14 protein-coding genes and 1 pseudogene are annotated in these 13,396 nt (G+C 69.5%); 9 read left to right on the forward strand and 6 right to left on the reverse strand.

Annotated elements, in window-relative coordinates; genetic code table 11:
• Window positions 1-286 precede the first annotated feature (286 nt).
• Genes B0I33_RS09705 through B0I33_RS09720 form a run of 4 tightly spaced genes read left to right on the forward strand, consistent with a single transcriptional unit; the run spans window position 287 to window position 4,115 of the window.
• The gene (locus B0I33_RS09705; RefSeq protein ID WP_106178303.1) at window positions 287-580 is read left to right on the forward strand and encodes a hypothetical protein; all 294 of its coding nucleotides are present in this window, start codon (window positions 287-289) and stop codon (window positions 578-580) included.
• Window positions 581-597: 17 nt separating this feature from the next.
• Entirely contained in the window at window positions 598-1,407 is an 810-nt protein-coding gene (locus B0I33_RS09710) for a hypothetical protein (protein WP_106178203.1), read from the forward strand.
• A gap of 40 nt (window positions 1,408-1,447) precedes the next feature.
• The gene (locus tag B0I33_RS09715; protein WP_106178204.1) at window positions 1,448-3,358 is read left to right on the forward strand and encodes a fumarate reductase/succinate dehydrogenase flavoprotein subunit; all 1,911 of its coding nucleotides are present in this window, start codon (window positions 1,448-1,450) and stop codon (window positions 3,356-3,358) included.
• Between the two features lies 1 nt (window position 3,359).
• The gene (locus tag B0I33_RS09720; protein ID WP_106178205.1) at window positions 3,360-4,115 is read left to right on the forward strand and encodes a succinate dehydrogenase/fumarate reductase iron-sulfur subunit; all 756 of its coding nucleotides are present in this window, start codon (window positions 3,360-3,362) and stop codon (window positions 4,113-4,115) included.
• 76 nt (window positions 4,116-4,191) lie between these two features.
• Here the strand turns inward: B0I33_RS09720 and B0I33_RS09725 are convergent, their stop codons facing one another.
• Window positions 4,192-4,767: a dihydrofolate reductase family protein gene (locus B0I33_RS09725; RefSeq protein ID WP_106178206.1), complete on the reverse strand. Its 576-nt coding sequence runs from the start codon at window positions 4,765-4,767 to the stop codon at window positions 4,192-4,194.
• Window positions 4,768-5,094: 327 nt separating this feature from the next.
• On the opposite strand from B0I33_RS09725, the gene B0I33_RS09730 reads away from it, so the two are divergent.
• Window positions 5,095-5,454 (forward strand): hypothetical protein, encoded by a 360-nt coding sequence (locus B0I33_RS09730; RefSeq protein WP_106178207.1) that lies wholly within the window; start codon window positions 5,095-5,097, stop codon window positions 5,452-5,454.
• Between the two features lie 34 nt (window positions 5,455-5,488).
• Window positions 5,489-5,890, forward strand: coding sequence for a hypothetical protein (locus B0I33_RS09735; RefSeq protein WP_146147477.1), 402 nt, complete (start codon window positions 5,489-5,491; stop codon window positions 5,888-5,890).
• Between the two features lie 43 nt (window positions 5,891-5,933).
• Here B0I33_RS09735 and B0I33_RS09740 read toward each other — a convergent pair whose 3' ends face one another.
• From B0I33_RS09740 to B0I33_RS09755, 4 genes are all read right to left on the reverse strand, one after another.
• A complete protein-coding gene (locus tag B0I33_RS09740; protein ID WP_106178209.1) occupies window positions 5,934-6,791 on the reverse strand; it encodes an amino acid ABC transporter permease in 858 nt (285 codons plus the stop codon).
• On the reverse strand, window positions 6,788-7,435 hold the full coding sequence (locus tag B0I33_RS09745) for an amino acid ABC transporter permease (RefSeq protein ID WP_106178210.1): 648 nt from the start codon (window positions 7,433-7,435) through the stop codon (window positions 6,788-6,790). The genes B0I33_RS09740 and B0I33_RS09745 overlap by 4 nt, the downstream gene beginning before the upstream one ends.
• An 84-nt stretch (window positions 7,436-7,519) precedes the next feature.
• Complete coding sequence (locus B0I33_RS09750; RefSeq protein WP_106178211.1) at window positions 7,520-8,434, reverse strand: glutamate ABC transporter substrate-binding protein; 915 nt, start codon at window positions 8,432-8,434, stop codon at window positions 7,520-7,522.
• 51 nt (window positions 8,435-8,485) lie between these two features.
• Entirely contained in the window at window positions 8,486-9,241 is a 756-nt protein-coding gene (locus B0I33_RS09755) for an amino acid ABC transporter ATP-binding protein (protein WP_106178212.1), read from the reverse strand.
• Window positions 9,242-9,525: 284 nt separating this feature from the next.
• On the opposite strand from B0I33_RS09755, the gene miaB reads away from it, so the two are divergent.
• The 3 genes from miaB to B0I33_RS09770 all read left to right on the forward strand — a co-directional run bounded on the left by miaB (window position 9,526) and on the right by B0I33_RS09770 (window position 12,951).
• The gene (gene miaB / locus B0I33_RS09760) at window positions 9,526-11,010 is read left to right on the forward strand and encodes a tRNA (N6-isopentenyl adenosine(37)-C2)-methylthiotransferase MiaB (protein WP_106178213.1); all 1,485 of its coding nucleotides are present in this window, start codon (window positions 9,526-9,528) and stop codon (window positions 11,008-11,010) included.
• Window positions 11,007-11,486 carry an Rv2732c family membrane protein gene (locus B0I33_RS09765; RefSeq protein WP_106178214.1) on the forward strand — a complete coding sequence of 160 codons (480 nt, stop codon included), beginning with the start codon at window positions 11,007-11,009 and terminating at the stop codon, window positions 11,484-11,486. Before miaB ends, B0I33_RS09765 begins: the two co-directional genes overlap by 4 nt.
• Window positions 11,487-11,580: 94 nt before the next feature.
• A complete protein-coding gene (locus B0I33_RS09770; RefSeq protein WP_106178215.1) occupies window positions 11,581-12,951 on the forward strand; it encodes an MFS transporter in 1,371 nt (456 codons plus the stop codon).
• A gap of 328 nt (window positions 12,952-13,279) precedes the next feature.
• Here the strand turns inward: B0I33_RS09770 and B0I33_RS09775 are convergent.
• A pseudogene (locus B0I33_RS09775) lies at window positions 13,280-13,396 on the reverse strand (succinate--CoA ligase subunit alpha); the annotation flags it as partial.

The following is a 13,396-nucleotide window of genomic DNA, read 5'->3' on the forward strand; positions in this document are numbered from 1 at the left end:
TGGTCTCCGTCGGTCGGTGGGGCTGGCGGGGTCCGGGTAGGTCCGGCGGGCGGCAGCGCTGGCGCCGCGGGACTCGTGACAGCCGACACAGTACAGGCGCGCCGGTCCCCTTTCAAAATCGATTAAGAAGATCACGATTAGTGACCCCGATCACCGTCGAAACACGGGGTGTGCTACTTGTCACACCACACATCGTTAGGCACAGTCAGCGGTAAGCGGCGCCGAGGTCACGCCATCCGACAGGAGGCGCGGGGTTCGGCCGACCGGACGATTCGGAGGTATGAGGATGTCCACCACCGAAATGAGCGAGCTCCGCCGCACGATCGGGCAACTCAGGCAGTGCGTGGGGGCGCTGCGGGCGCGCTACGGCGAGGCACCGGCCCTGCGCAGGCTCGTGAACGACGTCGAGCGGTTGGACATCGACGCGGTCGAGCTGGACCAGACCCCGCCCGTGCCCGCGCAGCCGACCCGGGTCGACCGCTCCGAGGTCGTGCCCGTGCCGGACACGCCGTACGACCCCGCACTCTGGCAGGGTGCCGACGACGAGGGCGTCGGCGGCTACCAGCGCGACCAGCGGTGACCCGCCCGGCTAGCAACGTGGCCAGCCCCGCGGACACCAGCGCCCCTGTCAGCTCCCGAGCCCGGATCGGTGCGCGCACCCTGCGCACCGACCGGTGGTGGCTACCGCCGCTGCTCACCACGCTCGGGCTCACCACGTTCGTGGTCTACGCGACCGTCCGCTCGTTCATGCGCACGGACTACTGGTCCGCCGAGCACCACTACCTGACCCCGTTCTACTCGCCGTGCCTGAGCGACTCGTGCGTGGCGGGCTCGAGCCACTTCGGCACCCCGATCGGCGAGCTGCCGCTGTTCATCCCGCTCGCCTTCCTGTCGCTGCCCTTCCTGCTCGGCTTCCGGCTGACCTGCTACTACTACCGCAAGGCCTACTACCGGTCGATCTGGATGTCGCCGCCCGCGTGCGCGGTGACCGAACCCCACCGCAAGTACACCGGCGAGACGCGGCTGCCGCTCGTCGTGCAGAACGCGCACCGGTACTTCTTCTACGCCGCGTTCCTCATCACGATCATCAACACCTACGACGCCATCCTCGCCTTCGGCGGGGAGAACGGTTTCGGCATCGGCCTCGGCAACGTGGTCCTGCTGGCCAACGTGGTGTTGCTCTGGGGCTACACGCTGTCCTGCCACTCGTGCCGGCACGTCACCGGCGGCAGGATGAAGCACTTCTCCCGGAACCCCGTGCGGTACTGGCTCTGGACGCAGGTCAGCAGGCTGAACACGCGGCACATGCAGTTCGCCTGGATCACGCTGGCCAGCCTCGTGCTCACCGACCTCTACGTGTGGCTGGTGGCCAGCGGCACGATCAGCGACCTGCGCTTCGTCAACTGAACTCCCTTCTCCCTCCCGTGAATCCCGAGGTGGCTACTACATGACCGAGGTCGAACGGCACAGCTACGACGTCGTGGTGATCGGTGCCGGCGGCGCGGGCCTGCGTGCGGTGATCGAGGCGCGGCAACGCGGCCTGAGCGTCGCGGTGGTGTGCAAGTCGTTGTTCGGCAAGGCGCACACCGTGATGGCCGAGGGCGGCTGCGCCGCCTCGATGGGCAACGCCAACCCGAACGACAACTGGCAGACCCACTTCCGGGACACGATGCGGGGCGGCAAGTTCCTCAACAACTGGCGGATGGCCGAGCTGCACGCCAAGGAGGCGCCGGACCGCGTCTGGGAGCTGGAGACCTACGGCGCCCTGTTCGACCGCACGAAGGACGGCCGGATCAGCCAGCGCAACTTCGGCGGGCACACCTACCCCCGGCTCGCGCACGTCGGTGACCGCACCGGCCTCGAGCTGATCCGCACCATGCAGCAGAAGATCGTGTCGCTGCAGCAGGAGGACCACCGCGAGTACGGCGACTACGAGGCGAAGCTCAAGGTCTTCGCGGAGTGCACCGTCACCGAGCTGATCAAAGAGGACGGACGGATCGCCGGTGCCTTCGGCTACTGGCGGGAGAGCGGCCGCTTCGTCCTCTTCGAGACCCCGGCCGTGGTGCTGGCCACCGGCGGAATCGGCAAGTCGTTCAAGGTCACGTCGAACTCGTGGGAGTACACCGGCGACGGGCACGCGCTCGCGCTGCGGGCCGGTGCGGACCTGATCAACATGGAGTTCGTCCAGTTCCACCCCACCGGCATGGTGTGGCCGCCCAGCGTCAAGGGAATCCTCGTCACCGAGGGCGTGCGCGGCGACGGTGGAGTGCTCAAGAACTCGCAGGGCGAGCGGTTCATGTTCCGCTACATTCCGGACGTCTTCAAAGGACAGTACGCGGACAGCGAGGAGGAGGCCGACCGCTGGTACACCGACGCGGACAACAACCGGCGCACCCCTGACCTGCTGCCGAGGGACGAGGTCGCCAGGGCGATCAACACCGAGGTCAAGGAGGGCAGGGGCTCACCGCACGGCGGGGTGTTCCTGGACATCGCGAGCCGGCTGCCCGCCGAGGAGATCAAGAAGCGGCTGCCGTCGATGTACCACCAGTTCAAGGAACTGGCGGACGTCGACATCACCAAGGAACCGATGGAGGTCGGCCCCACCTGCCACTACGTGATGGGCGGGATCGAGGTCGACCCGGACACGGCCGCGGCGAGCGTGCCGGGACTGTTCGCGGCGGGCGAGTGCTCCGGCGGGATGCACGGGTCCAACCGGCTCGGCGGCAACTCGCTGTCGGACCTGCTGGTGTTCGGCAGGCGGGCCGGGCTCGGCGCGGCGTCCTACGTGGAGTCGCTCGACCGCAGGCCGAAGGTGGACGACGCGGCCGTCACCGCCGCGGCGAGGACGGCACTCGCACCGTTCGATCCGCCGTCGTCGGGGCAGGGCGAGAACCCGTACACGCTGCAGACCGAGTTGCAGCAGTGCATGAACGACCTGGTCGGCATCATCCGGAAGGCCGACGAGATCGAGCAGGCGCTCGGCAAGCTCGCCGAGATCAGGGAGCGGATCGGCCTGGTCACCGTGGAGGGGCACCGGCAGTACAACCCCGGCTGGCACCTGGCCGTCGACCTGCGCAACATGCTGCTGGTCAGCGAGTGCGTGGCGCAGGCGGCGCTGCGGCGCACCGAGAGCCGGGGCGGGCACACCCGCGACGACCACCCGCAGATGGACTCCCGGTGGCGCAACACCCTGCTGGTGTGCAGCACGCAGGGGGAGGTGCCGGTGCCCGACGTGACGGTGACCGCGAAGGAACAGCAGCCGATGCGCAAGGATCTGCTCGAGCTGTTCGAGTACAGCGAGCTGGAGAAGTACTACACCTCCGACGAGCTCACCGAGCACCCGGGAAGGACGGCCTGACATGGGATACCAGGCGAAGCTCCGGGTCTGGCGCGGCGACGACGGATCGGGAGAGCTGCGGGACTTCACCGTCGAGGCGAACGAGGGCGAGGTCGTGCTCGACCTGATCCACCGCCTGCAGGCGACGCAGGCGCCGGACCTCGCGGTGCGCTGGAACTGCAAGGCGGGCAAGTGCGGCTCGTGCTCGGCCGAGGTCAACGGCAGGCCGCGGCTGCTGTGCATGACCCGCATGTCGATCTTCTCCGAGGACGAGGTCATCACCGTGACGCCGATGCGGACGTTCCCCGTGATCCGCGACCTCGTCTGCGACGTGTCGTACAACTACGCCAAGGCGCGGGAGATCCCGGCGTTCACGCCGCCCGCGGACCTGAAGCCGGGCGACTACCGGATGCAGCAGGTCGACGTCGAGCGCTCGCAGGAGTTCCGCAAGTGCATCGAGTGCTTCCTGTGCCAGGACACCTGCCACGTGATCCGCGACCACGAGGAGAACAAGACGGCGTTCGCCGGTCCGCGGTACCTGATGCGGATCGCGGAGCTGGAGATGCACCCGCTCGACGTCGCCGACCGGCGTGACGAGGCGCAGAGCGAGCACGGCCTCGGCTACTGCAACATCACCAAGTGCTGCACCGAGGTGTGCCCGGAGAACATCCACATCACCGACAACGCCCTCATCCCGATGAAGGAGCGCGTCGCCGACCGCCGCTACGACCCGATCGTCTGGCTCGGCAACAAGCTGTTCCGCCGCAACGGCGACTAGCCACGGGGCGGCTGAGGCCGCCCGGTCCGCGGACCGGGCGGCCTGCGCAGCCCCTGCGCCTGCCGCCGCCGAGCCGTCAGCGCCGTACCCGGAACCGGAGATGGGTGGCCGCAGGCGTGGCGATCGCGCTCACCCGTTCGAGGGCGATGCCCTCGGGGAGCGTCTCGAACAGTCGCGTGCCGCCGCCGATCAGCACCGGGACGATGTGCACGGAGATCTCGTCGACCAGCCCGAGCGGCAGCCCCTGCTGCATCATGGTCGCGCCGTGCAGGCCGACGACCTTGTCCCCGGCGGTGGCCTTGGCCTGCTCGATGGCGCTCCGCACACCATCGGTGACGAACGTGAACACGGCCGGGTATCGTCTGGTCGGCGCGTGGTGGGTGACGACGAAGACCGGGGTGTCCCCCAGCGGTCCACCGTCGCCCCAGCCACCGTCGCCCTCGTTCTTGTCGAAGGACCTGCGGCCCATCACGATCGCGCCGCACCTGTCGAGCGCCTCCCGCAGGACGGCGCGATCGTCGTCGGTCGGGTCGTTGAACAGCCAGTCGTGCAGCATGCCGGCGCCGTCGCCGAACGGGTTCTCGCGGCTGTCGTTGGGTCCGGTGACGTAGCCGTCGAGGGACATCGACATGTCGCAGATCACGCTTGCCATGGGTGCTTCCTCGTTTCTGTTCGAACCGGTGACACCAACGCGTCGAACGAGGTGGCCGGTTTTCGACACCCGGCACCGGTCCGGTTCCCATCGGTGGCGGTCGGTGTGTCGTTCCAACCGAGCCGCTCGAAACCTCGACTGCCGGTGATGCAACACCTGATCGAGGACTGTGCCCCGCGCGCCTGGCCCGGCTAACGTCGATGGGCGTCAGCCGGGACGGAGGGGGGCACGGTGCGGGGTCGAACGTTGCCCAGGGTCGCCGCGGTGTGTGCGGCGCTGGCCGTGGCGGGCGGAGTCGTGACTGGTGGGCCGCGGGAAGCACGAGCGGTGACGGTGGGGGACACGCTGCCGCGGCAGGCGATCGGCTGCACGCCCGCGGGCCGGCTGATGCCCCTCGGATCCCAGCTGGGCCTCATCGACGGGCAGGGTGGCGCCGTGTGCACGCACCCGTACCTCCAGCAGGTGTGGGTGCGCACCGCGCTGTTGCGGGACGGCAGGCGGATGGACTCGGGTGGCGCGCACTGCGGGCCGAACGGGTTCCGCGGCAAGTACTGCGTCGCACCGCACATCAGGGCGGCCGATCCGGCTGGAAGGCAGCGGTTCGAGCTGACGGTCGTCGTCGAGTACCGGAACGAGCCGGGAGCGCCGAAGCTGACGCGCACGCAGACCTTCAGCGCCCGGTACTGAGGGGATGAACGTGAACCGGCGCAGGGTTGCCGCGGTGACGTCCGCGGTGTTGAGCACGCTGGCACTGGCGGCGCCGGCTGGTGCCGAGGCACGGACCGGGGCTCCGTGGGGCTGCGCCGTGGACGTCTACTACGAGGTCGACGCGCACGGGTACGTGACCGGCTATCCCGCGGCGGTGTGCGGTGGCCGCGGGTCGGCTCAGTACGTTTACATCAAGATCACCGCGAGCATCACCAGAGACGCCGCCGCGTTCCTCGACAGTTCGGACACGTCGTACGTCAAGGACGCCCCGTACGGCCCCGGCACCTACCCGGGCATCGGGGTCCGGGCCAGGAAACTGGCCGGAAGGCAGGAGTTCTGCACGCACGTCGATCTGCGGTGGGCGCTGGGCGGGCCCGCGCAGTCGACGCACGGCAAGGCCTGCGCACGCTACTGAGGTCCGGTCGGCGCGTACGCGCGCCCCGGCCAGCCGGGACGGTTCAGCCCATGGGCTCGTGGGTGAGCACCTTCTCGTCGGCGTCTTTCGGTGTCTCGGTGGGTGCCTTCCTGTTGCGCCGGTTGCGGCCTTCCAGGTACTTGGCGAGGGCGGTCAGCGCGAGGCACATGGCGATGTAGACGACGCCGACGACGATCGCCACGGGGATGAACGGCCTGCCGAACTCCGCGATACCGCCGAGGTAACGGGCCTCGCGGATCAGCTCCTCGTACGTGATGAGGAAGCCGAGTGCGGTGTCCTTCAGCAGCACCACGAGCTGGCTGATGATCGCGGGCAGCATCGCGCGCAACGACTGCGGCAGCAGAACCAGCCGCATCACCTGCGACTTGCGCATGCCCACCGCATACGCGGCCTCGCTCTGTCCCTTTGGCAGGGACAGGATGCCCGCCCGGAACACCTCGGCGAGGACCGACCCGTTGTAGAGGGTCAGCCCGATGACGACCGAGTAGAACGGCGCACCGAGGCTGAGGCCGTAGTGGAAGAAGAAGATCATGACGACGAGCGGTACCGCCCGGAAGAACTCGACGATGATCGTCGAGGGCACGCGGAAGATCGCGTGGTCCGAGAGCCTGCCCGCCGCGAAGATCGCCCCGAAGAGCAGTGCCAGCACCGCGCCCGCGGCGAACGCGCGCAGCGTGTTGCCGAGCGCCGCCACCAGCTGGAGCTGGACCTGCTCGTACTGGATCCATTCCCACATGTCCGCGTCGAACTGGCCTGCCTTCGCGAACTGGAAGACGATGAAGGCGAGCAGGGCGACGATCGCCGATCCGCCGAGCACGGCGTAGACGTTGTGCCGCACCCGCGCCTTCGGCCCCGGGACGTCGAACAGCACCGAGCTCATCGGGCCACCTTCCATCGCCTCTCGAGTGCACGTTGCACCTGCGTCAGCGGGATGACGAGGATGACGAACCCGAGCGCCACCCACAACAGACCGACCAGGACGCTGTAGCCCCGCTCCGACAGGTAGTTCTGGATGGCGCCCGCCTCGACCACGGAGAAGCCTGCGGCGATCGTGGTGTTCTTCAGCAGCGCGATCATCGTGCTGATCATCGGCGGCACGACGGACCGGGTCGCCTGCGGCAGCACGATCGTCGCGAGCGTCTGCCCGAACGTCAGGCCGACCGCCCGCGCCGCCTCGGCCTGGCCCACCGGGACCGTGTTGATGCCCGAGCGGACGACCTCGCAGACGAACGCCGTGGTGTACAGCGTGAGCGCGACCACGGCCGCCTGGAAGTACGACAGCTGCACGAGTTCGAGCAGCGGGTATGCGAAGACGAAGAAGAAGAACAGCAGCGTCAGCGGTGTGTTCCGGAACAGGGTGACGTAGGTGGTACCCGCCGCCCTGAGAACCGGGACGGGGCTCACCCGCAGCATGGCCAGCGCGGTTCCCAGCACCAGCGAGCCGACGGCCGAGAGCGCGAACAGCTTGATGGTGTTGAGGAAGCCGGGACCGTACAGGTCAAGGTTGTCCAGCAGGACTTCCATGTTTCCCTCGATGCAGCGTGGTACGGGCGGGACCGGGTGGCCCGGCCGGCGGGGACGGAGCCTCCGCCGGCCGGGCGTGCCGGATCAGTACCGGTCGATGGTGGGCATCTCGGCGGAGGCGCCGGACTTGCCGAGCGTGGCGTCGTAGATCTTCTGCCACGTGCCGTCGTCCATGGCCTCCTGCAGGATGTCGTTCACCTTGTCCCGCAGGGCCTTGTCGTTCTTCGGCAGGCCGATGCCGTACGGCTCGTCCGAGAAGGTGTCACCGACGACCTTCAGCTTGTCGGGCTCCTGGGCGGCGTAGCCCTTCAGGATCGCGTCGTCGGTGGTGACGGCGTCCACCTGGCCCTGGGTGAGCTGGGTGACGCACTGCGAGTAGGTCTGCAGCTCGACGATGTTGCTGTCCTGGGTGAGGTTCTCCTCGCGAACCCGCTGGATGGGGGTCGAGCCGCTCACCGAGCAGACCTTCTTGCCCTGGAGGTCTTCCTTGCCCTGGATGTCGTTGTTGTCCTTCGCGACGAGCAGGCCCTGGCCGGCGACGAAGTACGGGCCGGCGAAGCTGATCTGCTCCTTGCGCTTGTCGTTGATCGTGTACGTGCCCACGTAGTAGTGCACGTCGCCGTTGACGATGGCCTGTTCACGGCCTGCTGACGGCACGGCCTTGTACTGCATCTTCTCCGGGTCGAAGCCCAGCTTGGCGGACACCAGCCGGGCGATCTCGATGTCGAAGCCGCTGTACTCGCCGGTCGTCGGGTCCTTGTAACCCAGGCCGGGCTGGTCCTCCTTGACACCGACGATGGGACCACCGCTCTGCTGCATCTTGGCGAAGGTGGGAGAGCCCTCGACGCTCACGTCCTGCGCGACCTCGTAGGTCGGCAGCTGCGCGCCGCCGTCGCCGCCGTCTCCGCTGCCCGAGCCGGTGGGCGAACCTTCCTTGCCGCAGGCGGTGAGGGCGAGACCGGAGACCATCAATCCCACCACGAGGGTGCGGATCTTCATGTGCATCTCTCCTGTTTCCGGTTGTGGCGACGTGAATGTCGCCGACCATTGTCAGTGGGTCAGGATCTTGCCAAGGAAGTCCTTGGCGCGCTCGGATTTCGGCGCGGTGAAGAACTCGTTCGGGGTGGTGTCCTCCACGATCTCCCCGTCCGACATGAAGACGACCCGGTGGGCGGCCCTGCGGGCGAAGCCCATCTCGTGCGTGACGACGAGCATCGTCATGCCCTCGTCGGCGAGCCCGGTCATCGTGTCCAGCACCTCCTGGACCATCTCGGGGTCCAGGGCCGAGGTGGGCTCGTCGAACAGCATCACCTTCGGCTTCATCGCCAGCGCCCGCGCGATGGCGGCGCGCTGCTGCTGCCCGCCGGAGAGCTGGGCCGGGTACTTCTCCGCCTGGTCGGTGATGCCCACCCGTTCGAGCAGTTCCATGGCCGTCTTGCGGGCCTCGGCGGCCGGGACCTTGCGGACCTTGGTCGGTCCCAGCGTGACGTTCTCGACGATCGTCTTGTGCGCGAAGAGGTTGAACTGCTGGAAGACCATGCCCACGTCCGCCCGCAGCGCGGCGAGCGCCCTGCCCTCGGCGGGCAACGGCTTGCCGTCGATCGCGATCTCGCCCGAGTTGATCGGCTCGAGGCGGTTGATCGCGCGGCACAGCGTCGACTTGCCGGAGCCCGAGGGGCCCAGCACCACGACGACCTGTCCCCGGGGCACCTCCAGGTTGATGTCCTTGAGGACGTGCAGGTCACCGAAGTACTTGTTCACCGCGCTCGCCCGGATCATCGGCGGCGTGGTCGTGGTGGTCGTCATCTAACCTCCATCACGGTGATCTGCTCGGATCGCGTGGCGTCACGGCGACACGGGGGATTTAACACCTCTCCGCAACCTCCGCACGGCTCGTCGGCCAAACCGCAACCTTAGGTGTCCTCGGACGCGGTCCGGGGCCGAGGTGGCCGAACTTTATCCATTCCCGCCCCGGGACGCGCGCTGAGGTGCGGTTTCGGGGGTGCCGGGGGCGGCCGACGCACACGCCGGTCGCGGCGGGGCCTACCCTGGACGGTGCACCAACGCAACGCGCGCGACCAGGAGAACGGGTGACCCGGACCTATCAGATCCGCACCTTCGGCTGCCAGATGAACGTGCACGACTCGGAGCGGCTCGCCGGGCAGCTGGAGGACGCGGGCTACGTCCCCGCCGCCGCTGGCGGCACGCCGGACGTCGTCGTGTTCAACACGTGTGCCGTCCGTGAGAACGCCGACAACAAGCTGTACGGCAACCTCGGGCACCTGCGCTCGGCGAAGGCGGACAACCCGGGCATGCAGATCGCGGTCGGCGGTTGCCTCGCCCAGAAGGACCGTGGCGAGATCGTCCGGCGCGCCCCGTGGGTCGACGTCGTGTTCGGCACCCACAACATCGGGTCGCTGCCGGTGCTGCTCGAGCGGGCCCGGCACAACGCGCAGGCGCAGGTCGAGATCCTGGAGTCGCTCGAGACGTTCCCCTCGACGCTGCCCGCCCGCCGCGAGTCGGCGTACTCCGGCTGGGTCTCCATCTCCGTCGGCTGCAACAACACGTGCACCTTCTGCATCGTGCCCTCGCTGCGGGGCAAGGAGCGCGACCGGCGGCCGGGCGAGGTCCTGGCCGAGGTGGAGGCGCTCGTGGCCGAAGGGGTGCTGGAGGTGACCCTGCTCGGGCAGAACGTCAACTCCTACGGCGTCGAGTTCGGAGACCGGTTCGCGTTCGGCAAGCTGCTGCGCTCGTGCGGTTCGGTGGACGGTCTGGAGCGGGTGCGGTTCACCTCGCCGCATCCGGCGGCGTTCACCGACGACGTGATCGACGCGATGGCCGAGACGCCGAACGTCTGCCACCAGCTGCACATGCCACTGCAGTCGGGATCGGACCGCGTGCTGAAGGCGATGCGGCGCTCGTACCGGTCCTCCCGCTTCCTGTCCATCCTGGACCGGGTCCGCGCCGCCATGCCGGACGCGGCGATCACCACCGACATCATCGTGGGCTTCCCCGGGGAGACCGAGGAGGACTTCGAGCAGACCCTGGAGGTCGTCCGGCAGGCCCGGTTCTCCGGGGCGTTCACCTTCCAGTACTCGAAGCGCCCTGGCACTCCGGCCGCCGAGATGGCGGGCCAGCTGCCGAAGGAGGTCGTGCAGGAGCGCTACGACCGCCTCGTCGCGCTGCAGGACGAGATCGCCTGGGCGGAGAACAAGAAGCTGCTCGGCAGCAAGGTCGAGCTGCTCGTCGCGACGGGGGAGGGCCGCAAGGACGCCGAGACCCGGCGGATGAGCGGCCGGGCCCGCGACGGCAGGCTCGTGCACTTCACCCCGGCGGGCGCGGCCGTGGACGGCACCGTGCGCCCCGGGGACATCGTCGAGACCACCGTCACCTACGCGGCGCCGCACCACCTGGTGGCCGACGGCGACCTGCTGTCCCACCGGCGGACGCGCGCGGGCGACAACGCGGAGGCGGGCCTGCGGCCCCGGACCAGCGGTGTGGCGCTCGGGCTGCCGTCCTTCGGGGCGCCGCGGGCGGAGGCGGTCTCGTCCGGTAGCGGAGGGTGCGCGCTGTGAGCGGGGCGAACGGAGACGACCGGGGCGACCTCGGCGAGCTGGCGGCCGACGTCGACGAGGCGGTGAACAGGGCGGTCAAGACGGTTGAGCTCGGGCGTCGCGGGTTCGTGCTGTCCCTGCTGGCGTTCGTGCTGATCGTCGGTCTGCTGCTGCCGTGGGCGGGCGGGCACGTCGGCTGGCAGGTGCTGGCCGGGAAGGACGACGCGATCCCGCAGCTGTTCGCGGTGACCTCGACGGCCTTCGGCATCCTGGCGACCGCGCTCGCTCTGGCCACCCGGCGCTGGTGGCTGGCGTGGGTGTGCGCGGTCGGCGGCTGGTTCGCGTTCGTCGACGGCGTGCTGGCGATCTGGTCGCAGCAGTCGTCGGGCGCCAGTGGCGCCGCGGGCAGTGGACCCGGGATCGGCATGGTCATCGCGACGATCGGCATGGCGGTGCTCGCCGCGCAGTGGATGCGGGTGGCCTGGTCCCGCTCCTGATCGGCCCGGAACGCTGGCCTTCCTGTGGTCGACATCACAGCGCAGACCTGTCATACTGGCTACTCCATACTGTATGCAAAAAAGGGGTGGCTGTATGTCCGGTCCGGCTGTGGCCCCGCGTGTGCGGGAGGTCCGTGACTTCTACGGCCGGCGCTACCGCGTCGGCGAGACCGACCGTGACCTGCTGGGACGGTCACGAGCCTCGATGCTGTGGGCGGCGTGGGCCGCGATGCTGGTCGCCAGCGTGGGGCAGTACGGCTATGGCGCGCTGATGCCCGTGCTCGGCACCACCCACGGCTGGAGCCTCGCCCAGAGCGGCTGGGTGCTCGCCGTGTGGATCCTGTGCCAGAGCGGCACCGTGTACCCGGCGGCGCGGTTGCGGAGCAGGCTCGGCCTGCCTCCCGCCGCCACGATGCTCGTCGGCGCGGCCCTGTGTGCCACCGGGCTGGTGACCCTGGGTGGGTCGAGCGGGTTCCTCGTGGTGCTGCTCAACCACGGGGTGCTGGGCGGCATCGGCGCGGGCCTGATCTACGGCACCTGCCTCGGTGTGGTCGCGAAGTGGTACCCGGAGCGGCCCGGCCGGACGGCGTTCGTGAGCGGCGCGTTCGCCTACGGAGCGGTGCCGTTCGTGCTGCTCGCCGGGGCGCTGGCCGGGCCGGGGTCGCTGGAGGTCTTCCTCGGCGCCGCGGGTGGCGCCGTGGTCGTGCTGGTCTGCGCCGCGGGCCTGGTGCTGCGGGACCCGCCCGAGTACTGGTGGCCTGCCCATGTCGACCCGAAGGCGTGGGCGCTCGACAAGACGGTGAACCCGGGTCTGCGCGGCAACCGGCCCGCGATCCGGCGCTACTCGGTGGCCGAGCTGGTGCGATGCCGGGAGTCGGTGGTGCTGTACCTCGCCGTGACGTGCGCGGCGGCGGTCATCCTGTTCGACATCGCCTACCTGGCGGTGTTCGCGACGGCCGGCGGATGGAGTGCCGGATTCGGCGCGGTCACCCTCGCCGTGCTCGCCACGGCGAGCGGCGTCACGCGCACGGCCGAGGGCTGGGCAGGCGACCGGTTCGGCAGGCGCCGGGTCGTGCGGGTCGCCCTGTACGCGGGGGGAGTGGCGCAGCCGCTCCTGCTGCTGGCGGGCGAGCGCGGGATGGCGCCGCTGCTCCTGCTCGGCGCCGCGCTCGCCGGCGGTGCGGCCGGGGCGTGCTACGGGCTGCTGCCCGGTCTCGTCGCGGGACACTTCGGCGATCGGCCCGGACTGCCCAACTTCGGCGTCTTCTACGGGGCCAAGGCGGTCGGCGGCCTGGTCGGGGTCGCGCTCGCCGGGCACGTCGTCGCCTCCGACGGGTACGGCGCCGCGTTCGTCGTGGCCGCCGCGCTGAGCCTCACCGGCGCCGGGCTCGTGCGGCTGTTGCGCCAGCCAGGACGGCCCCGGTTGAGCCTGCCCGGGCTCGCGGAACCGGCGCTGAGCCGCTGAGCCGCGCGGACACGCGAGTGCTGCGTCCGGCGGGTGAGTGCCGCGTGGTGATTCCGCGCCATGCACTGTGTCCGCGACTTGCGCACGTGTGCCTGCGCCGCGCGACGCGGACACGCGTCCACAGATCGCGGACACGCGTGCACAGAACGTCCTTTGAGGACAGAGATTTTCTGGTCGCCGGTACCGGTGAGCGGCGAAACGGCACGAGTGGAACCGGTCGAGGACGACGGCCGCCGTCCTCGACCGGTACGGAACTCGAACACTACGGACGTCACCGGCGCGGAACACCGGGCTCGTGTGCGAGGAACGTGCTCCGGCTACGGTCCGCTCACGAGTCGGGGACCAGCTTTCTGGCGAGTTCGGCGGTTTCGCTGGGGGTTTTGCCGACTTTGACGCCGGCGGTTTCGAGGGCTTGTTTTTTGGCTTCGGCGGTGCCGCTGGAGCC

The organism is Prauserella shujinwangii, assembly GCF_003001955.1.
Taxonomy (GTDB): domain Bacteria; phylum Actinomycetota; class Actinomycetes; order Mycobacteriales; family Pseudonocardiaceae; genus Qaidamihabitans; species Qaidamihabitans shujinwangii.

Coding starts and splice junctions, on each gene's coding strand:
- B0I33_RS09705 (WP_106178303.1), top strand. CDS start 287: ATGTCCACCACCGAAATGAGCGAGCTCCGCCGCACGATCGGGCAACTC.
- B0I33_RS09715 (WP_106178204.1), top strand. CDS start 1,448: ATGACCGAGGTCGAACGGCACAGCTACGACGTCGTGGTGATCGGTGCC.
- B0I33_RS09720 (WP_106178205.1), top strand. CDS start 3,360: ATGGGATACCAGGCGAAGCTCCGGGTCTGGCGCGGCGACGACGGATCG.
- B0I33_RS09725 (WP_106178206.1), bottom strand. CDS start 4,767: ATGGCAAGCGTGATCTGCGACATGTCGATGTCCCTCGACGGCTACGTC.
- B0I33_RS09740 (WP_106178209.1), bottom strand. CDS start 6,791: ATGAGCTCGGTGCTGTTCGACGTCCCGGGGCCGAAGGCGCGGGTGCGG.
- B0I33_RS09745 (WP_106178210.1), bottom strand. CDS start 7,435: ATGGAAGTCCTGCTGGACAACCTTGACCTGTACGGTCCCGGCTTCCTC.
- B0I33_RS09750 (WP_106178211.1), bottom strand. CDS start 8,434: ATGAAGATCCGCACCCTCGTGGTGGGATTGATGGTCTCCGGTCTCGCC.
- B0I33_RS09755 (WP_106178212.1), bottom strand. CDS start 9,241: ATGACGACCACCACGACCACGCCGCCGATGATCCGGGCGAGCGCGGTG.
- B0I33_RS09770 (WP_106178215.1), top strand. CDS start 11,581: ATGTCCGGTCCGGCTGTGGCCCCGCGTGTGCGGGAGGTCCGTGACTTC.